At 54.1% G+C, this 17,991-nt stretch carries 21 protein-coding genes and 1 pseudogene; all 22 read left to right on the top strand.

Features of this window, described 5'->3' with window-relative positions:
• The first annotated feature begins 6 nt into the window (after positions 1-6).
• The 22 genes and pseudogenes from B5F09_RS03420 (at position 7) to B5F09_RS03525 (ending at position 17,944) form a co-directional block, all read left to right on the top strand.
• A complete protein-coding gene (locus tag B5F09_RS03420) occupies positions 7-441 on the top strand; it encodes a DUF4406 domain-containing protein (protein ID WP_087371603.1) in 435 nt (144 codons plus the stop codon).
• Complete coding sequence (locus B5F09_RS03425) at positions 429-2,771, top strand: virulence-associated E family protein (RefSeq protein WP_087371606.1); 2,343 nt, start codon at positions 429-431, stop codon at positions 2,769-2,771. Before B5F09_RS03420 ends, B5F09_RS03425 begins: the two co-directional genes overlap by 13 nt.
• A gap of 297 nt (positions 2,772-3,068) precedes the next feature.
• Positions 3,069-3,587 (top strand): YozE family protein, encoded by a 519-nt coding sequence (locus B5F09_RS03430; RefSeq protein ID WP_087371608.1) that lies wholly within the window; start codon positions 3,069-3,071, stop codon positions 3,585-3,587.
• Positions 3,568-3,849 (top strand): VRR-NUC domain-containing protein, encoded by a 282-nt coding sequence (locus B5F09_RS03435; protein WP_087314835.1) that lies wholly within the window; start codon positions 3,568-3,570, stop codon positions 3,847-3,849. The genes B5F09_RS03430 and B5F09_RS03435 overlap by 20 nt, the downstream gene beginning before the upstream one ends.
• Positions 3,830-5,194, top strand: coding sequence for a DEAD/DEAH box helicase (locus B5F09_RS03440; RefSeq protein WP_087371611.1), 1,365 nt, complete (start codon positions 3,830-3,832; stop codon positions 5,192-5,194). The genes B5F09_RS03435 and B5F09_RS03440 overlap by 20 nt, the downstream gene beginning before the upstream one ends.
• Before the next feature lie 86 nt (positions 5,195-5,280).
• A complete protein-coding gene (locus B5F09_RS03445; protein ID WP_087371614.1) occupies positions 5,281-5,742 on the top strand; it encodes a hypothetical protein in 462 nt (153 codons plus the stop codon).
• Positions 5,743-5,871: 129 nt separating this feature from the next.
• A complete protein-coding gene (locus B5F09_RS03450) occupies positions 5,872-6,231 on the top strand; it encodes an HNH endonuclease (protein WP_087371618.1) in 360 nt (119 codons plus the stop codon).
• Positions 6,232-6,375: 144 nt separating this feature from the next.
• A complete protein-coding gene (locus tag B5F09_RS03455) occupies positions 6,376-6,924 on the top strand; it encodes a P27 family phage terminase small subunit (RefSeq protein WP_087371621.1) in 549 nt (182 codons plus the stop codon).
• A gap of 4 nt (positions 6,925-6,928) precedes the next feature.
• Positions 6,929-7,714, top strand: coding sequence for an S-adenosylmethionine synthetase N-terminal domain-containing protein (locus B5F09_RS03460; RefSeq protein ID WP_087371623.1), 786 nt, complete (start codon positions 6,929-6,931; stop codon positions 7,712-7,714).
• Positions 7,711-8,325, top strand: coding sequence for an HNH endonuclease (locus B5F09_RS03465; RefSeq protein WP_087314845.1), 615 nt, complete (start codon positions 7,711-7,713; stop codon positions 8,323-8,325). Before B5F09_RS03460 ends, B5F09_RS03465 begins: the two co-directional genes overlap by 4 nt.
• Complete coding sequence (locus B5F09_RS03470; protein WP_087314847.1) at positions 8,315-9,589, top strand: site-specific DNA-methyltransferase; 1,275 nt, start codon at positions 8,315-8,317, stop codon at positions 9,587-9,589. The genes B5F09_RS03465 and B5F09_RS03470 overlap by 11 nt, the downstream gene beginning before the upstream one ends.
• Complete coding sequence (locus B5F09_RS03475; RefSeq protein ID WP_087371626.1) at positions 9,582-10,199, top strand: HNH endonuclease; 618 nt, start codon at positions 9,582-9,584, stop codon at positions 10,197-10,199. The genes B5F09_RS03470 and B5F09_RS03475 overlap by 8 nt, the downstream gene beginning before the upstream one ends.
• Positions 10,189-12,132 carry a DNA cytosine methyltransferase gene (gene dcm / locus B5F09_RS03480; RefSeq protein WP_087371630.1) on the top strand — a complete coding sequence of 648 codons (1,944 nt, stop codon included), beginning with the start codon at positions 10,189-10,191 and terminating at the stop codon, positions 12,130-12,132. The genes B5F09_RS03475 and dcm overlap by 11 nt, the downstream gene beginning before the upstream one ends.
• Positions 12,133-12,213: 81 nt before the next feature.
• Positions 12,214-12,933 (top strand): virulence protein, encoded by a 720-nt coding sequence (locus tag B5F09_RS03485; protein WP_087371633.1) that lies wholly within the window; start codon positions 12,214-12,216, stop codon positions 12,931-12,933.
• Positions 12,917-13,132: pseudogene (locus B5F09_RS15355) on the top strand (DUF4314 domain-containing protein); the annotation flags it as partial. The gene B5F09_RS03485 and the pseudogene B5F09_RS15355, both read left to right, overlap by 17 nt.
• Positions 13,133-13,312: 180 nt before the next feature.
• Entirely contained in the window at positions 13,313-13,594 is a 282-nt protein-coding gene (locus B5F09_RS03495) for a DUF6809 family protein (RefSeq protein ID WP_087371638.1), read from the top strand.
• Positions 13,595-13,732: 138 nt separating this feature from the next.
• A complete protein-coding gene (locus tag B5F09_RS03500) occupies positions 13,733-14,683 on the top strand; it encodes an amidoligase family protein (protein ID WP_087371641.1) in 951 nt (316 codons plus the stop codon).
• 97 nt (positions 14,684-14,780) lie between these two features.
• Positions 14,781-15,257, top strand: coding sequence for a gamma-glutamylcyclotransferase family protein (locus B5F09_RS03505; RefSeq protein WP_087371848.1), 477 nt, complete (start codon positions 14,781-14,783; stop codon positions 15,255-15,257).
• Positions 15,247-15,447 (top strand): hypothetical protein, encoded by a 201-nt coding sequence (locus B5F09_RS03510; protein ID WP_087371645.1) that lies wholly within the window; start codon positions 15,247-15,249, stop codon positions 15,445-15,447. The genes B5F09_RS03505 and B5F09_RS03510 overlap by 11 nt, the downstream gene beginning before the upstream one ends.
• Before the next feature lie 123 nt (positions 15,448-15,570).
• The gene (locus B5F09_RS03515; RefSeq protein WP_239404233.1) at positions 15,571-15,888 is read left to right on the top strand and encodes a hypothetical protein; all 318 of its coding nucleotides are present in this window, start codon (positions 15,571-15,573) and stop codon (positions 15,886-15,888) included.
• 114 nt (positions 15,889-16,002) lie between these two features.
• On the top strand, positions 16,003-17,604 hold the full coding sequence (locus B5F09_RS03520) for a terminase large subunit (RefSeq protein WP_177570565.1): 1,602 nt from the start codon (positions 16,003-16,005) through the stop codon (positions 17,602-17,604).
• A gap of 115 nt (positions 17,605-17,719) precedes the next feature.
• On the top strand, positions 17,720-17,944 hold the full coding sequence (locus B5F09_RS03525; protein WP_087371654.1) for a hypothetical protein: 225 nt from the start codon (positions 17,720-17,722) through the stop codon (positions 17,942-17,944).
• Positions 17,945-17,991: the final 47 nt, after the last annotated feature.

Raw genomic sequence — 17,991 nt, forward strand, 5'->3', positions numbered from 1 at the left:
CAGCCTATGGGCATCAACAAATATAACAGCGAGGGTTATTACGATCCAACCACATACGAGGCTCTTTCCAATATTGAGAAAGAGGAAAAAGCGACAAAGCGTGTATACCGGCCGCTGGTCTATATATGCTCTCCCTACGCTGGCGATGTGGAACGGAATGTGAACATGGCAAGGGCATACAGTCGTTTTGCAGTACGGAATACCTGCATCCCCATTACCCCTCACCTGCTTTATCCGCAGTTCATGGATGATAGCAGCCCGACGGAGCGGGAACTTGCCCTGTTCATGGGAATGGTACTGCTCACGAAATGCGAACAGGTGTGGGTGTTCGGCAGCGTCATATCTGCGGGTATGCGGACAGAGATTGCGAAAGCGGAAAGGAAAAAGATACCCGTGCGGTATTTCACAGAGGAATTGGAGGAGATGCCATGCGCGAATTAAACATTGCCTGCGCCAACAGCCGCAGCACGAAACAGTTGACGAACAAGAAGATCGAACTCTCCGCTTTGAAGGGACGGCTGAAAGTGACAATCCGTACAACGGAGTCCGCAGAGGAATACGCCCGGCTCCCCAGGTCGAAACGGGACGCCGCGAAGGACCACGGCGGCATTGTAGCTGGCGTGCTAAAGGACGGGAGGCGCAAGATCGACACGGTGGTCTCCCGGTCCATGGTAACGCTGGACGGGGACCGGATCGAGGCGGAATTCCTGGAGGACTATGAACGCCGGGTTCCCTACACCTCCATCCTCTACAGCACCCACAGCCACACGCCGGAGACGCCGCGGGTGCGGATACTGGTCCCTCTGACGAGGGATGTAACGCCGGAGGAGTATGTGGCGGTGGCAAGATACCTGGCCCAGTCCCTGGGCATGGACTATTTTGACGAATGCTCCTACCTGCCCAACCAGCTCATGTACTGGCCCAGCACACCGGCCAACGGGGAGTTTGTCTATAAGGAGACGGACGGGCCGTGGCTTGACCCGGACGAAATCCTGTCGGCGCATCCGGAATGGACAGACCCTACCAGGCTGCCTACCTCCTCCAGGGAGAGCCGGGCGAAGGGGATCGGGGATAAGAAACAGGCAGATCCGCTGGAAAAGGAAGGTATTGTTGGAGTTTTCAATAACGCCTACTTTCCTATAAACCTCGCCATGGAAAAATTCCTGAGTGACATTTATGAGCTTTCAGCGGATGGGACACGCTATCGCTTTAAGGAGTCGAGCAGTCAGCCGGGTGTGGAGATCAAGGAGGGCGGCAAATTTGTATACAGCCACCACGCCAAAGACCCGGCATATCTGAAGCTGTGCAGCGCCTTTGACATTGTCCGCATCCATCTGTTCGGCGATGAGGACGAAAAGAAGTCCTTCCGTTCCATGGCGGATTTCGCCAGCAGGGACGAGACGGTCAAAATGCTGATCCTTGAGAAAAAGCAGCAGGCGGCAGAAACGGACTTTTGTTTCACGGACGGGGACGATACCTGGAAGAAAAAGCTGGAGTATGAGTCTCGTTCTATGGTGTTAAAAAACAACCTCCATAACATTACCCTGATTATGGAGAACGATCCCAACCTCAAAGGAATCGTGTTTAACCAGTTGGCAGACGGCATGGAGATCAAAGGCGAGGTGCCATGGAAACATCCGGCAAGGTTCTGGCGGGATGCGGATGACGCGCAGCTCATCAGTTTTGTAGATTCCCATTATGGCTCGTTTTCAGAACGTAATTACCGTATCGCAGTTACCAAGGTGACGGACGACCGTTCCTATCACCCGATCCGGGAAATGTTCGAGTCCCTTCCGCCATGGGATAAGGTCAGGCGGGCAGAGACCGTGCTGATCGATTATCTCGGTGCGGAGGACAACCGCTATGTCAGGGCGGTCACCAGGAAGTCGCTGTGCGCAGCGTATATGAGGGTACATTATCCCGGCATCAAGTTTGACAACATGATTGTTTTAAACGGGGCTCAAGGTATTGGCAAAAGCACCCTCATTTCCGCCCTTGGTGGGGAGTGGTTCTCAGACAGCCTTGCCCTTTCTGACATGAACGATAAAACAGCCGCTGAGAAACTGCAGGGGTACTGGATTCTGGAGATCGGCGAACTTGCGGGCATGAAAAAGGCGGACATCGACAAGGTCAAAGCCTTTATTTCCAGACAGGACGACAAATACCGCGCCAGTTTTGGGCGGAGGGTGACTCCGCACCCAAGGCAATGTGTGTTCTTCGGCACGACCAACAGCGAGAACGGGTATCTCCGCGATATTACCGGAAACCGCAGGTTCTGGAACGTCAAGGTTACCGGCCAGGGAAAGTGCAAGCCCTGGGAAATGACCGCCGAGGTGGTCCGGCAGATATGGGCGGAGGTCGCCGAGATCGCCAGGTCGGGAGAAAAGCTGTATCTTGATGCTGACATTGAGGCTTACGCCAGGCAGGAACAGCGGGAAGCGATGGAGCAGGACGACCGCGAGGGCATCGTGCGGAATTATCTGGATATGCTTCTTCCCGATGATTGGGACAGCATGGATTATTACAGGCGCAGGGAGTATATCCGAGATATTGATGATCCGACCAGGGCTGAGGGTACTGTAAAGCGGCAGACCGTGAGCAACATCGAGATCTGGTGCGAATGCTTCGGCAAAAGCAAGGAGGAGATGCGCCCCTCGGACTCCTATGCCATATCTGCCATTATGGTGCGGATCGAGGGCTGGGAGAAATGCGGGATGCGGCAGATGCTCCCCATCTATGGGCGGCAGCGCATATATACGAGGACAACCTGAGCCGTCCCACACCTGTCCTGGGGTTGTCCATGGCCGGAAAACGCAGTCAGCACAAGGGTTTCCGGTATCTTACTGGACAACTGGACAGAAAAACCTATATAAGACAAAAACATGAATTTATATGGATATAGATCCCGTCCTGCACACGCGCGAACACGCGTATTTCGCGCGTAAGGGAATTTTCCGTCCACTTGTCCGCAGAAGCGGCAAAAACGCAGTGATTTCAAGGGTTTTTGCTGTGGACAGGCCCTGTGGACAAGGGCTGGACGGGACAACTTCTGAAAGGAGAAATCGGAAATGATCAAAAATGGAAGGCCTTATACGAATGAGAACGGATTTACCGATGGGGCGCTGATCACCGGCCGTGAGGATGCTGTGGTTACCGCGGTTGACGGATGGATCAGAAAGAATATTCGAGCCGGGAAGAAGATCCTACAGGGACACACGAGTTACGGGATGAAACACCTGCTGGAACATGATACGGGCGTTTACCTTACCAACAACGAGTTCAAGGACGCCATGCTGCTTGCCGGATACCGGCCCGTGAATCCGAACAGCCTGAACTGGAAGTACCGCATTGAGCTGACACGAGAGATCAATGACAATCCCAGCCCGTTCTTCCGCTGGGCGAGGAACTTCGAGGCGGACGCCACGCCATGCGGGGATTTTGTCCGGGATATGCTCCGCGACTTTGAATTCCCGGTTCTGGCAGAACATGATGTTATTGCGCGGTACCTTGGCCGTATCGGCGCCTGCAGCGGAGCGGTGGAGGCATTTGAGGTGTTATGGAGGGAATATGCGGGAGCGGCAGATTGAACAGACCCTGGCAAAAGCCGTAAAAGCGGCAGGCGGCATCGCACCGAAATTTACCTCTCCCGGATTTGCCGGGATGCCCGACCGCTTAGTGCTGATGCCGGGCGGACACATCGGCTTTGTGGAGGTAAAAGCACCGGGAGAAAAACCGAGGCCCCTGCAGCTTTCCAGGCACAGGCTCCTTCGGCGATTGGGCTTTAAGGTGTATGTGCTGGATGACGAGGGGCAGATTGGAGGGATCATGGATGAAATACAGTCCCCATGAGTATCAGAGCCATGCCACGGAGTATATCGAGACACACCCTGTTGCGGCGGTGCTTTTGTCGATGGGGCTTGGCAAGACGAGCATTACCCTGACCGCTTTGAACGACCTGCTGTTTGACCGCTTTGAGATCCACAAAGCCATCGTGATCGCACCCCTGCGTGTGGCACGGGATACCTGGCCGGCAGAGATTGAGAAATGGGACCACCTGGGCGGCCTGATCTATTCCGTGGCTGTGGGAACAGAGGCGGAGCGGCGGGCGGCGCTGAGACGGCAGGCAGACATTTACATCATCAACCGGGAGAACGTGCAGTGGCTGGTGGAGGCAAGCGGCATCCCCTTTGATTACGACATGGTGGTGGTTGATGAGTTATCTTCTTTCAAGAATCACCAGTCCAAGCGGTTCCGTGCCATGATGAAGGTGCGGCCGAAGGTGGGACGGATCGTGGGACTGACCGGGACGCCCAGCAGCAACGGGCTGATGGATCTATGGGCTGAGTTTAAGCTGCTGGATATGGGGCAGCGGCTGGGGAGGTTTATTGGGCAGTACCGCACCCGGTTCTTCCTGCCGGACAAGCGCAATGGGCAGGTGGTGTTTTCCTACAAGCCCCTTCCAGGGGCGGAGGAACAGATCTACCGGCTGATCTCCGACATCACGATTTCCATGAAATCCACAGATTACCTGCATATGCCACAGTTCGTTTCCTCCGGCTATGAAGTGTATCTCTCTGAGGAGGAAACGCAACGGTATGTTTCCTTCAAGCGGGATCTGTTGCTGCAGCTCCCGGACGGGGAAATCACCGCCGCCAATGCTGCGGCTCTTTCCGGGAAGCTCTCCCAGATGGCGAATGGCGCGGTATACACAGATGAAGGAGAGACCATTGCCATCCATGACCGGAAACTGGATGCCTTGGAGGACATCATCGAGAGTATGGGAGGGAAACCGCTCCTGGTGGCTTACTGGTTCCGGCACGACCTGGAACGGATCACGGAACGGCTCCATAAGCTGAAGATCCCGTTTTCCAGGCTGGATTCTTCGGAAAGCATCCGCAGATGGAATGCCGGGGAACTTCCGGTGGCCCTGATCCACCCGGCATCGGCGGGACACGGGCTGAACCTTCAAAGCGGAGGTTCCACCCTTGTATGGTTTGGACTGACCTGGTCCCTGGAACTTTACCAGCAGACCAACGCCCGTCTCTGGCGGCAGGGCCAGCAGTCCGATACCGTGGTGGTGCAGCATATCATCACGAAAGGTACGATTGACGAGCGGATCATGAAGGCCCTGTCGGAAAAGGACACCACACAGGCAGCGTTGATCGAAGCCGTGAAAGCGGATCTGAAAATCTGAGCCAAACCATGAAAACAAGGAGCCAATCAAAGACAATCTGTGAAAATCCGGGGGAATAAAAAAATCTTTGATTGGAGGTACCGGGTATGAGCATTATCTGGAAGTATCTTGATAAACGGTCGGCGGCTGTGGACGCCTTGAAGGATTACGGCAGCATGAAATTTATTATCGGCCACACGGATGACGAAATCAAAAGAGCCTATGAGAAGATGGAAGGCATCAGCAGCCCGCAGCTTGACGGGATGCCCCGCAGCCATAATCCGCAGGCTTCAGAGGAGAGGATCGTCAAGGGCATTGAGGAGATCGATGTTTTGAAGGAACGATACCGGCAGGCGGTGGAATACATGGCGTGGTTCGTCCCAGCCTGGAAAGAACTGACAGAGGATGAACGGTATGTGCTGGAAGCGTTCTATGGTGAGGACAACCAGTACGGAAGTAATGCCGCTGACGATGTGGCAGACTATTTCCAGATTGAACGGGCTTCCGCATACCGCAGGAAGAACCGGGCGCTGGAGCGCCTGACCATCCTCCTGTTTGGGAAAGCCTGATGTCCACTCTGTGAGATGAAGTTTCCATTTGGACATGGTACGATAGTAACATCGAAAACTGCATAAAGACAGCCAGCCTCATGGGAGAAATCCTGTGGGGCTTTCTTTATGCCCGGAGGAGGTGAGCCGATGCCAAGGAAACCAAAGCGGCCGTGTTCCTACCCCGGCTGTCCCAAGCTGACGGATGGCAGGTTCTGTGAGGAACATCAAAAGCTGGAGAATCAACGGTACGAAAAGTACGGCCGGGACCCGGCAGCCAAGCGCAGGTACGGACGGGCATGGAAACGCATCCGTGACCGGTACATGAATGCGCACCCGCTTTGTGAGCGGTGCCAACGGGAAGGCAGGCTCGTAAAAGCGGAGCAGGTGCATCACATCAAGCCTCTGGCAGAGGGCGGTGATCACAGCGAAACAAATCTTATGTCCTTATGTTCTTCTTGTCATGCGAAAATTCATGCAGAACGTGGGGATCGCTGGCACAATCACTAAAGGCCCCAAGGGCGGTCAAAATCTCTACGGCAGAGCGGCCGGGGAACGGGCGCGGGGTCTCGCGTGCGAAAAAGGCGAAATCAAAAGGGTAATTAAGGGCGGCCGGCTACGGCTGCTTATTTTTTCGAGGAAAGGGGTGAGAAAATGCCGACAAAATCCAATAACACAGGCGGGCGCGGCGGTGCGAGACCCGGTGCGGGAAGGAAAAAGTCTGCGGTCAAGGAGAAAGCCGAGAACGGCAATCCGGGCGGACGGAAGCTGGAAGTGCTGGACATTCCCGAAGTCGAGGGTGTCGATATGCCAAAGCCCCATGAGTTCCTCTCCGCAGAGCAGCGTGATGGGAGTACGCTCCAGGCGGAGGAGATCTACACGGAAACCTGGGAGTGGCTGAAAAAGGTGGGCTGTGCGGCGAAAGTGTCTCCCCAGCTATTAGAACGGTATGCTATGTGCTCCGCCCGCTGGATTCAGTGCGAGGAGATGACTAACCGTATGGGCTTCCTATCCAAGCACCCGACCACCCAGAAGCCAATCCCGTCTCCGTTCATCAATATCGGCATCAACTATATGAACCAGGCGGTGCGGCTCTGGAACGAAATCTTCCAGATCGTGAAAGAAAACTGCAGCACCGATTACGGGGAGGTTTCTCCCCAGGATGATTTGATGGAGCGATTGCTCCGGGCAAGGAAGGGGTAAAGCCATGTTTGAGAAAGTAAATCCGTGCCACCCGGATAAGGTGGCGGACCGTATTGCCGGCGCACTGGTGGATGCGGCGTACAGAAAAGAGGAAAATCCCAGGATCGCCGTGGAAGTCCTCATCGGCCACGGTGTCTGCCACATCATTGCGGAGAGTTCGGTACACATCCCGCTGGATGAGGTGGACGCCATCGTGAATCGCATCGGCGGAAACTTGCACACGGATTATGTGGAAGTTCCGCAGGACGGACGCCTTGCCAATAACCAGGCAGAAGGAATCCGCTGCGGCGACAATGGCATCTTCAAAGGGGTGCCGGTCACGGAGGAGCAGAAAGCACTCTGCGAGATTGCAAAAAGTGTGTATCACACTTACCCTTCGGATGGGAAGTACATCATTGATGAAGCAAGGCTGATCCTCTGCCAGAGCAATGCGCCTACGGAAGAACTAAAAAGGTTATATCCTTCCGCCGAGGTCAATCCCCTGGGAGACTGGACCGGTGGCACGGATGTGGACTCCGGCGCGGCCAACCGGAAGCTGGGCAGCGACATGGCCGATTCCGTGACGGGCGGCGGGCTTCATGGGAAAGACCTCTCCAAAGCGGATGTGTCTGTGAACATCTACGCTTGGCTCAAAGCGCAGGAAACCGGAAAGCCAGTGGAACTGTGCTGCGCCATCGGGGATGATACAGTGGACGGTGTTCCCTACGCTGAGATCGTGGAGACTGCCCGGAGATACATCCGGAGCCTTGGCGGTTTTGAGAAATTTGCGGAATGGGGGCTGGTGCGATGAAAACTACATCTCATTCGGAAGGAGCATTAATTTGGGTTGATGAACAGATGAAGACTCTCGGTGTGGATGATTATCATTTTTGCCCAGAGAACGATTGTTATGTTTGTGATCGCTACGGGAACTTCTATTCAATTTGTCACAGACAGTATTCCAAGGCAGGAAATTTAGTTGAAAAATACAGGATAATGAAACTAAACGGATCAATCGATAAGTATGGCTATGTTACGTATCGCATCACGATAGATGGAATCAAAAAACATCTTAAGGCACATAGAATGATGCTAAATGCGTGGATTGGAGAAAGGCAAAATCTTGTAGTAAACCATAAAGATGGCAACAAACAGAATAATGCCCTCTCAAATCTCGAATGGTGTACAGTTGCTGAAAATAATGCTCATGCGATTAGTACGGGATTGTTTGATCCGCATGCCGCCAAACATGAATTAGCCATACCGTTAGCAGACTGGCTCACATTATATATTCTGTATGAGCATTTCGGAATGTCTATGTGCGAATTAGGGCGGATAAATAATGTTTCACATTCGACTATTTCAAAAATCGTCCAAAGAATCCGTACAATTCTGCCGAAGGAGGTGCAGCATGGAACATAAAACAATTACAGAATTCCAGTTGGTTGATATTAATCGGCTTGTCCCATATATCAATAATGCAAGGACACACAGCCCGGAGCAGATAAACAAGCTTCGGGCTTCTTTACGGGAGTTTGGATTTGTAAATCCGATTATTGTTGATAGAGATTACAACGTTCTGGCAGGACACGGACGTCTTATCGGCGCAAAGGCAGAAGGATACAAAGAAGTTCCGTGCGTTTTTGTGGATGAAATGACGGAAGCGCAGAAGAAAGCCTATATCATTGCGGACAACCGCATGGCGATGGATGCCGGATGGGATGAGGAACTTCTGCGGGTGGAGATTGAGTCCTTGCAGGGTATGGACTTTGATCCCCTGCTGACCGGTTTTGATGAAAAGGAACTGGCAGACCTGTTTGGTACAGATGATGAGGCGAAGGAAGATGACTTCGATGTGGAAGCGGAACTGGAGAAGCCCTGCTTTTCCAAAGCAGGTGACATCTGGAGGCTTGGAAAACATACCGTCATCTGCGGGGATTCCACAGACCCGGAGACGTTCCGTTTGCTTCTTAGAGACACGAAGGTCAACCTGGTCTGCACGGACGCCCCGTATTTTGTTAAACTGGAGAGCCAGTCCGGGCGGATCGCAAACGACGATCTGGAGGATGCCCAGGCCTACGAGTTCCTCATGAAAGCATTTACGAACTTCAAAGATGCCATGGCCATTGACGCTTCTATCTATGAATTTTACGCCACTATGAAAGCGCGTGTGTTTTATGACGCCTTTGAGGATGCCGGGTTCAAGGTCGGCGCCGGACTCATCTGGAAAAAGCCCAGGGCTCCGCTGATGCGGACAGACTGGAAGTTCAACATGGAACCGATCATCTTTGGCTGGAGAAAGGATGGAAAGCACAAGTGGTATGGAGACCAGAAACAGAAAGCCGTCTTTGAATTTGATGGAATCAAGAATTCAAAAGAGGACGGACATGGTCATCCTTCCAGTAAACCTGTTCCTCTCATTGCGTATCTGATACAGCAAAGCACACAGGTAAATGGAATCGTACTGGATGGGTTTCTGGGTTCAGCATCCACGCTGATTGCCTGTGACCAGATCGGGCGGATCTGTTATGGGGTGGAACTGGAACCAAAGTTTGTAGATGTGGCAGTTATGCGTTACATGAACCAGCATGGCAACAGTGCGGATGGTGTGCTGTTGATCCGGGATGGAAAGGAACATACCTACGAACAGGCACTTGATATGGCGGAGGTAATTGCAGATGAGTAATGTAAAATATCGGTTTTCTGAAGACGGCCTTGTAGCCTATGGGGAACTGGCAAGCGGTCAGATTTTTGTGATAGATGCCGATATGGTCGAAAAGATTCGTACAGTTAAATTTTATCTGGGCAGCAAAGGAAATGGCAGCCAATATTATGTGATTGACTGTAAGGGACGAACCCTCCATGATTATCTGTTTGAACACAGGCCGGGCTATGAAATAGACCATATAAATCTGGACACATTTGACAATCGCAGGTGCAATATCCGTTATTGTACACATCAGCAGAACCAGATGAACCAGCCGCTGCAGAAAAATAATACTTCCGGTGTCAGTGGCGTGAGTTATTATCCGCCAAGGCGCAAATTCCGGGCAAGAATAAAAATCTGCCAGCAAGAGATACACCTTGGCTATTTTGATACCTTTGAAGATGCAGTAAAAGCGCGGAATATTGGAATGCTTTGTATGTTTGGACAGTATGGGAGATATAACGATACTGGAAAAGCACCGGATTGGATTGAAAGAAAAGTCGCTGGAAAATGTGCGCGTTATGCGGAACTCTCGCAGAACAGCGCATTTTTTGATTTCTGGGATGGGGGTGTTGTCAATGCTCCATGACAAACTGACCCTCGGCAGCCTGTTTGACGGTTCCGGCGGTTTCCCTCTTGGCGGCTTGCTCTCCGGCATTACCCCCGTTTGGGCATCGGAAATCGAGCCGTTCCCCATCCGGGTGACCACAAAGCGGCTTCCGTTTATGAAGCATTACGGCGATGTCTCCCGGATGGACGGTGGGAAGATTGAGCCGGTGGATGTCATTACCTTCGGCAGCCCTTGCCAGGACATGAGCATCGCGGGCCGGAGGGAAGGTCTGGACGGCTCCCGCTCCAGCCTTTTCTATGAAGCCGTCCGGATCGTAAAGGAAATGAGGTGTGCAACTGATGGCAGATATCCAAGGTATATCGTCTGGGAGAACGTCCCTGGTGCGTTCAGCTCCAACAAGGGCGCGGACTTCCAATCCGTCCTCGAAGAGATCTGCTCGGTCAAAGGATACAAGATTGATCCTGCTCGACCTGCGAAGTGGCCAGCCGCCGGGGAGATCGTGGCAGACGATTTCAGTCTCGCATGGCGGGTATTTGATGCGCAGTACTGGGGAGTCCCCCAACGCAGAAAACGCATCTACCTTGTCGCAGATTTTGCAGGCAGGAGTGCCGGAAAAATACTATTTGAGTCCGAAGGCGTGTCTGGGTATACTCCGCAGGGCTTCCGCCCGTGGCAAGGAGCTGCCGGAACTTTTGCGGAAGGCGCTGGAGCGTCAGGCTGCGTCTGCTTAAACGACCAGGGCGGCAGCCGCATGGATGTGACGGAGGATGTTGCGGCAACGCTCCGGGCAGAAAACCATGGGCACCCGCCCTGCGTGATGGGGGCGGCAGGCTTTTGTACCGAGCATTCCGCACAGGCAAGGGGCATCGGGTATGAGGAGGAAACCTCGCCTACTCTCCGTGCCGGTACGGTGCCGGCGGCGGTCTATGAGAACCATAGCCAGGACACCAGATACACCGGCCCGCTGGAGACAGCCCCTACGGTCATGTCTACCTATGGCACAGGCGGAAACAACCAGCCCTTTGTGGTGGAGACACCCAAGACGCTGAAGATCCGCTCCGGCTGCGAGGGCGGCGGCAAGGGCGCGCTGATCCAGGATAACAAATCCGCCACGCTGGGCTGCAACAATGACCAGGCGGTATTCGTGCCGTTCGTGAAAGGTACCCGGCCCCACTCTCCCGATGAGGGGCAGCAGTGGAAAGCATCTGATGTGGCGAACACGCTGAACACTTACGATATGGGCGAGGCCCGGTGCAATGAACTGGCAGTCAGAGTTTACGGCATCTGTTCCAAGGACAGCAACGCCATGAAATCCGATAATCCAAAGAGCGGGTTCTATGAAGCGGAAACTTCCAGATGCCTGGATGCGAACGGCGGCAATCCCACCTGCAACCAGGGCGGCATGGCTGTAGTAGCCCTGCAGGGCTCCATGATCGGCAGGGCGGATAAGAACGGACCCCAGGGCAGCGGCGTGAACGAAGATGTGTCTTTCACGCTGGATGCTGCTGACCGTCATGCGGTGGCTTACTGCATGACCACCGGCACTTACACCCAGATGCTCAAGGAACAGTCCCCGACCTTGATGGCAAGGGACTATAAAGACCCGCCTGTAGTGAACGAGACAGAGCCGGAATACATCGTCCGCAGGCTGACGCCCACCGAATGTGCCAGACTGCAGGGGTTCCCGGACTGGTGGTGCGCCGGGCTTGGGACAGACAAGCCGACCGAGGAGGAGATCGAGTTCTGGACAGAGGTGTTTGAGACACACCGCTCCGTCATGGGGACTTCCTCCAAGCCTAAGAGCCGGAACCAGATCATCAAGTGGCTGAAGAATCCTCACTCCGACAGTGCAGAATATAAAATGTGGGGCAATGGCGTGGCACTCCCCAATGTCTATTTTGTGCTTTCCGGCATTGTGTACTACTCACAATTCCCGGACTTTTTGTTGTGACATATTTTGCGCCGGATTCGCTTGCTATTTCCGCCGCTTAGAGTGATGAATGTAGTACCGAAAAACAAGGAGGTACAGAGAATGCGAATTGAATTTCACAGAACAGGCGCGGAAAGGAAGGCGCTGGTAACAGCCATCGGGGAAATCCTGGAGGTCAGGCCGCAGTACAAAGGGATGCCGAGCGCCGCTTACGAAATCGACTACTTTACAGTAACGAAAGAAGGTACGCTGGAGTTTGACGACCGGGCTGACAGTGAGGAAGTGGAAAACCTGCTGGAGCAGCTTGCTGACCGGGGGATCGTAGCAGCGCCGGCGGAAATGGCGCAGGCTTGGTTTAATGCGAGGGAGGCAGAACTATCCGAAAAAAGCGAAACCGAGCCGCAGGAGGCAAATGCGGGGCTTACGGTGGAAATCCCGCTGGACAAGGTGGCGGTGGGCAATCTTACCAAGCTGCTGGACGCCAAAGGGAATCTGATACGGAAGGCTCTGGGCATCACCGACCTTCGCATCGAGGTGCTGGACGACCGGGTGGCGTTCCCCTGGTTCCCCCAGGTAGACGCAGACTCCGCAGCCGCCTACACCCACTTCATTTCCGCGCTTTGCGAGATGAGCAGGAATGCCAAGCGGGTAACAGCGACCGAGAAGCCGGTGGACAATGAGAAATACGCCTTCCGGTGTTTTCTCCTGCGCCTGGGCTTCATCGGCAGCGAGTATAAAGCGGAACGCAAAATCCTGCTGAAGAACCTGACCGGTTCCTCGGCTTTCAAGAACGGGGGTGTGAGCCATGAAGTTTCCGAGTAGAGAAATCGTGGAGCGCATCTGCCGGGAATATCCCGCCGGTACCCGTGTGGAACTGGTGCGGATGGATGATGCGCAGGCTCCGTCCGCCGGCACGAAAGGCACTGTCAAAGGCGTGGATGACACCGGCTCCCTCCTCATGCGCTGGGACAATGGCAGCGGCCTGAATGTAGTTTACGGAGAGGATGTCGTGAAGAAAATTCCGGCAGTCAGGACCGTCTGCTACGGCAGGATGGAGGAATGGTATAGCCGCAGGGAGGCGGAGCAGTTTTTCCTGCGGGCCATGGCTGCCTCCGAAGGCAGTGAACAGAGGCGGTACGCCAAGATATATACAGAGCTGAAAATGGGCATGGAAGTTTGCACAGATGAGGAGGATACTTGAATGGAACAGGATATTTTAGACCGGCTTTATTATGGGAAAATCGTGCCGTGGGAAAACCGCAGGGGCAATACGCCGGAAATGGATTTGCTCAGTGGGCAGGTGGATCAGGACATCCAATGGTTGAAAAAGGTCCTGGGCGATAAGGAAAAGGAAGTGCTGGGGCACCTTTTGGAGAATGCTTCAGAACTGGAACGGCTGCAGGTCTGCGAGGGATTTAAGGATGGATTCCGGCTTGGGATACAGCTTGTAGTGGCTGGCCTTGGCGGTGAGAAACAGCCATAAACTACACAATATCCCGCGGTCATCTTTGTGTAATATATAACGCGGAATTAACTTGCTATTATCCTCTTTTAGAGCGAATATGTGTACACCGAAAGGGAAAACACACAGCCGCAGGGCAGAAAAACGGAGGATTTCAGAATGAACGAGAAAACAGCAAGGCAGATTGCAGAGATGAAGAACCAGACCATCGGGGTCGAGGTGGAGATGAACAGCATCACCCGCCAGAAGGCAGCGAAGGTTGCCGCTACCTACTTCGGCACAGGCAGATACGAGAACACCGCCGGCCGCAACGGGTACAGCACCTGGAGCGCATGGGACGGCCAGGGACGCGAATGGAAATTCCAGAAGGACGTTTCTATTGCGGGACCGGAAGAACAGAAATGCGAACTGGTCACCCCAATCCTGACCTACGGCGACATCGAAACCCTGCAGGAGCTTTGCAGGCAGCTTAGACACGCCGGAGCGAAAAGCGATGCCAGCCGGGGGTGTGGAGTTCACATCCACATCGGAGCGCAGGGGCACACGCCGCAGAGCCTTCGGAACCTTGCCAACATCATGGCGAGTCACGAGAGCCTGATTGCCGAGGCGTTGAAGCTTGACCGGGGTCGCATGAACCGCTACTGCCGCACGGTAGACCCACGGTTCTTGGAGCAGGTCAACCGCAGGAAGCCCCGCACAATGTCACAGCTTGCGGACATCTGGTACAACAGCAACGGCGCAAGCTACGGAAGAAACCACCATTACAACGATAGCCGCTACCATATGCTCAACCTCCACGCCACTTTTACCAAAGGCACGGTCGAGTTCCGGCTCTTCCAGTTTGATGAGCCGACAGCCGAGCGCCGGGGCGGCATCCACGCAGGGCAGCTTAAGAGCTACATCCAGCTTTGCCTGGCCTTAAGCCAGATGGCAAAGGATGTGCGGACGGCAAGCCCTAAGCCCCAGCAGAACGAGAACCCCAAATACGCCATGCGCACCTGGCTCCTCCGCCTGGGCTTCATCGGTGAGGAGTTCGCAACGGCCAGGGATTTTCTGACCCGCAATCTTTCTGGGGACACAGCCTTCCGGCACGGTAGAGCCGCCGCTTGAAGGACACGCAGGAGTTAGCCTCCTGCCACCTTACCCTTGACCGCCTCGGCGGTCTTAAGGTGGTAGAAGGGTAACCCCTTCGGAAAGGATGGATACCATGAAAGAAAAAAGATACTACATTGCTTACGGCAGCAACCTGAATGTCGGGCAGATGCGGATGCGCTGTCCCCACGCCACGATCCTCGGCACGGCCAACCTGAAGGGCTGGGAACTGCTTTTTAAGGGGAGTAAGACCGGCTCCTACCTGACCATCGAGGAAAGCGAAGGCGGCACAGTCCCTGTGGTGATCTGGGAGGTAACAGCAACCGATGAAGCCGCTCTCGACCGCTACGAAGGATTTCCCAACTTTTACTACAAAAGGGACATCCGGCTTCAGTACAAAGGCATCCGCACCGGGAAGCGCAGGACGGTGACGGCCTTTGCCTACATCATGCATGAGGACAGGCTGATTGGGATTCCGAGCAATTTCTATATGCGGACCTGCCTGGAAGGGTACGACACCTTCCGCTTCGACAAGGATATTCTGGTTGATGCTTATGATAAATGCCTGGAGGTATGCGGATATGAAGGATAACATCACAAGGATGGCTGTCTGCCCGCTTTGCGGCAGGATCTACCACGGCGCTCCGGCGCTTTCCAGAGAGGACAACGAAACGCTCATCTGCCCGGACTGCGGCACCCGTCAGGCTCTCCAGTCCATCGGCGTGGAGCCATCTGAACAGGAGCAGATCATTGAGACAATCCACCGCCATACGCAGGAGTGATATACACAATTTGTTCCTCCAATTTTTGTACAGATTATGCTCCGAATTAACTTGATAATATGTGCTTTTAGAGCGAATATGTACACACCGAAAGGGAAAACGAAGAAAACGGAGGATACGAAGATGAAAGAAACAGGGATTAAGAGATACGAGGACTACACCGAGAACTGCGTAAACCGCTACCGGCTGCCGAACACCAGCACGATGGAGAACCTTTCGATGAAGGTCACCGCCGGCGAGGGCGCGGTGCTGAAGATGGGCGACAAGGTACTGGTCACCGACCATGCCTGGAAGGGATTCATCGCCGGGGTGTACGAGTTCATCGAGACACCGGAAGAAACCGGGTACAGCTACATTGAGTGCCGCCTGAACCTCATCTCCATGAGCGCAGAACTTTTCGAGGATGGTGGCCACGCCATCGCCTGGGCGATGCAGCAGTAACAACAGCAAAGACAATAACCTGAGATCGAGCCGCATGGCTCTTTCTCTCGTACAGAACCATTTTGGAGGTCGCAGAGATGCGGCTATTTTTATGCCATTCGGGAGGTGATGTCCATGCGGAAACTGAAGAAATACAAGCCTACAAAGTTTATGGCAAAGACCTCGCACTACGATAAGGACGCCGCCGACTATGCGGTGATGTTCATTGAGTCCCTCTGTCATACCAAGGGCACCTGGGCGGGAAAGCCCTTTGAACTGATCGACTGGCAGGAGCAGATCATCCGCGACCTGTTCGGTGTCTTAAAGCCCAACGGCTACCGTCAGTTCAACACGGCGTACATTGAGATCCCCAAGAAACAGGGCAAGTCGGAGCTTGCCGCCGCTGTGGCGCTCCTGCTCCTATGTGGGGACGGCGAGGAACGGGCCGAGGTGTACGGCTGCGCCGCTGACCGCAACCAGGCAAAAATCGTGTTTGATGTGGCAGTGGATATGGTGCGGTTCTGCCCGGCGCTTTCCAAGCGGGTGAAGATCCTGGAATCCCAGAAGAAAATCACCTATCTGCCCACCAATTCTTCCTACCAGGTGCTTTCGGCGGATGTAGCGAACAAGCACGGTTTCAATACCCACGGCGTGATCTTTGATGAGCTGCATACCCAGCCCAACCGGAAACTCTTTGACGTCATGCTCCAGGGCTCCGGCGATGCCCGGATGCAGCCGCTGTATTTCCTGATCACCACAGCGGGCAACGACACTAACTCCATCTGCTACGAGGTACACCAGAAAGCCATCGACATCGCGGAGGGCAGGAAGGTTGACCCCACCTTCTATTCTGTTATCTACGGGGCTGCCGAGGATGAGGATTGGACAGACCCCAAGGTGTGGAAAAAGGCCAATCCTTCCCTTGGCATCACGGTGGGCATTGATAAGGTGAAAGCCGCTTGTGAATCCGCCCAGCAGAATCCCGGCGAGGAGAACGCTTTCCGGCAGTTAAGGCTCAACCAGTGGGTGAAGCAGTCCGTCCGCTGGATGCCGCTGGACAAGTGGGACGCCTGCGCCTTCCCGGTTTCTGAGGACGATCTGGAGGGGCGCGTCTGCTACGGCGGTCTGGATCTTTCCTCCACTACGGACATCACGGCCTTTGTGCTGGTGTTCCCGCCGCTGGATGAGGAGGATAAATACTACATCCTGCCGTACTTCTGGATACCGGAAGAAACGCTGGATCTTCGTGTCCGGCGCGACCATGTCCCCTACGACCTGTGGGAGCGCCAGGGGACGCTGATGACTACAGAGGGAAATGTGGTTCATTACGGCTACATTGAGAAATTCATCGAGCAGTTGGGCGAACGGTTCAACATCCGCGAGATCGCCTTTGACCGCTGGGGTGCTGTGCAGATGGTGCAGAACCTGGAGGGCATGGGATTTACGGTGGTTCCCTTCGGGCAGGGATTTAAGGATATGTCCCCGCCCACCAAGGAACTGATGAAGCTGGTGCTGGAGGAAAAAATCGCCCACGGCGGCCACCCGGTGCTGCGGTGGATGATGGACAACATCTTCATCCGCACCGACCCGGCCGGCAACATCAAGGCGGACAAGGAAAAATCCACAGAGAAGATTGACGGGGCCATTGCCACCATCATGGGGCTTGACCGGGCGATCCGCTGTGGCAACGATACAGGCGCTTCGGTTTATGACAGCCGGGGCCTTTTGTTTATCTGAGTTACTATGCACAATTCGGGCAATGAATGTTTGTGTAAGATATTCCGCAGAAACCGCTTGCTAATATCCCCATTCAGAGCGAATATGCACCTACCAAAAACAGGAGGTTTTGTTTATGACAAGAGAAGAAGCAGTAAAGCTGGCAGAGAGCAAGTGGTACGAGACACAAACAGCGGAGGAAATCGTGGCATTCCAGTTATATGAGGAACGGCTTTGTATGCCGTTCCCCTTATTCCATAAGGCTGTGGAAGAGGCGTTAGGCCGTCCGGTCTATACCCATGAGTTTGCCGGTGTAGAAAATCTGCGTCAGGAATTCGAAGCCATGAGAAAAGGAAACTGAAAAAAGAGAGAGTTTTGAGGGAAGGCATCGCGGAGGCGGTGCTTTTT

It is taken from the genome of Erysipelatoclostridium sp. An173 (assembly GCF_002160495.1).
GTDB classification, from domain to species: Bacteria; Bacillota_I; Bacilli_A; order Erysipelotrichales; family Coprobacillaceae; genus Thomasclavelia; species Thomasclavelia merdavium.

What these genes read in the sequence shown, in the direction of transcription:
- B5F09_RS03500 (WP_087371641.1), top strand. Translation starts at nt 13,733, where the DNA reads ATGAACGAGAAAACAGCAAGGCAGATTGCAGAGATGAAGAACCAGACC.
- B5F09_RS03460 (WP_087371623.1), top strand. Translation starts at nt 6,929, where the DNA reads ATGTTTGAGAAAGTAAATCCGTGCCACCCGGATAAGGTGGCGGACCGT.
- B5F09_RS03475 (WP_087371626.1), top strand. Translation starts at nt 9,582, where the DNA reads ATGAGTAATGTAAAATATCGGTTTTCTGAAGACGGCCTTGTAGCCTAT.
- B5F09_RS03435 (WP_087314835.1), top strand. Translation starts at nt 3,568, where the DNA reads ATGCGGGAGCGGCAGATTGAACAGACCCTGGCAAAAGCCGTAAAAGCG.
- B5F09_RS03450 (WP_087371618.1), top strand. Translation starts at nt 5,872, where the DNA reads ATGCCAAGGAAACCAAAGCGGCCGTGTTCCTACCCCGGCTGTCCCAAG.
- B5F09_RS03455 (WP_087371621.1), top strand. Translation starts at nt 6,376, where the DNA reads ATGCCGACAAAATCCAATAACACAGGCGGGCGCGGCGGTGCGAGACCC.
- B5F09_RS03505 (WP_087371848.1), top strand. Translation starts at nt 14,781, where the DNA reads ATGAAAGAAAAAAGATACTACATTGCTTACGGCAGCAACCTGAATGTC.
- B5F09_RS03430 (WP_087371608.1), top strand. Translation starts at nt 3,069, where the DNA reads ATGATCAAAAATGGAAGGCCTTATACGAATGAGAACGGATTTACCGAT.
- B5F09_RS03440 (WP_087371611.1), top strand. Translation starts at nt 3,830, where the DNA reads ATGAAATACAGTCCCCATGAGTATCAGAGCCATGCCACGGAGTATATC.
- B5F09_RS03425 (WP_087371606.1), top strand. Translation starts at nt 429, where the DNA reads ATGCGCGAATTAAACATTGCCTGCGCCAACAGCCGCAGCACGAAACAG.
- B5F09_RS03495 (WP_087371638.1), top strand. Translation starts at nt 13,313, where the DNA reads ATGGAACAGGATATTTTAGACCGGCTTTATTATGGGAAAATCGTGCCG.
- B5F09_RS03420 (WP_087371603.1), top strand. Translation starts at nt 7, where the DNA reads ATGGGCATCAACAAATATAACAGCGAGGGTTATTACGATCCAACCACA.
- B5F09_RS03485 (WP_087371633.1), top strand. Translation starts at nt 12,214, where the DNA reads ATGCGAATTGAATTTCACAGAACAGGCGCGGAAAGGAAGGCGCTGGTA.
- B5F09_RS03470 (WP_087314847.1), top strand. Translation starts at nt 8,315, where the DNA reads ATGGAACATAAAACAATTACAGAATTCCAGTTGGTTGATATTAATCGG.
- dcm (WP_087371630.1), top strand. Translation starts at nt 10,189, where the DNA reads ATGCTCCATGACAAACTGACCCTCGGCAGCCTGTTTGACGGTTCCGGC.
- B5F09_RS03510 (WP_087371645.1), top strand. Translation starts at nt 15,247, where the DNA reads ATGAAGGATAACATCACAAGGATGGCTGTCTGCCCGCTTTGCGGCAGG.
- B5F09_RS03520 (WP_177570565.1), top strand. Translation starts at nt 16,003, where the DNA reads ATGCGGAAACTGAAGAAATACAAGCCTACAAAGTTTATGGCAAAGACC.
- B5F09_RS03525 (WP_087371654.1), top strand. Translation starts at nt 17,720, where the DNA reads ATGACAAGAGAAGAAGCAGTAAAGCTGGCAGAGAGCAAGTGGTACGAG.
- B5F09_RS03445 (WP_087371614.1), top strand. Translation starts at nt 5,281, where the DNA reads ATGAGCATTATCTGGAAGTATCTTGATAAACGGTCGGCGGCTGTGGAC.
- B5F09_RS03515 (WP_239404233.1), top strand. Translation starts at nt 15,571, where the DNA reads ATGAAAGAAACAGGGATTAAGAGATACGAGGACTACACCGAGAACTGC.
- B5F09_RS03465 (WP_087314845.1), top strand. Translation starts at nt 7,711, where the DNA reads ATGAAAACTACATCTCATTCGGAAGGAGCATTAATTTGGGTTGATGAA.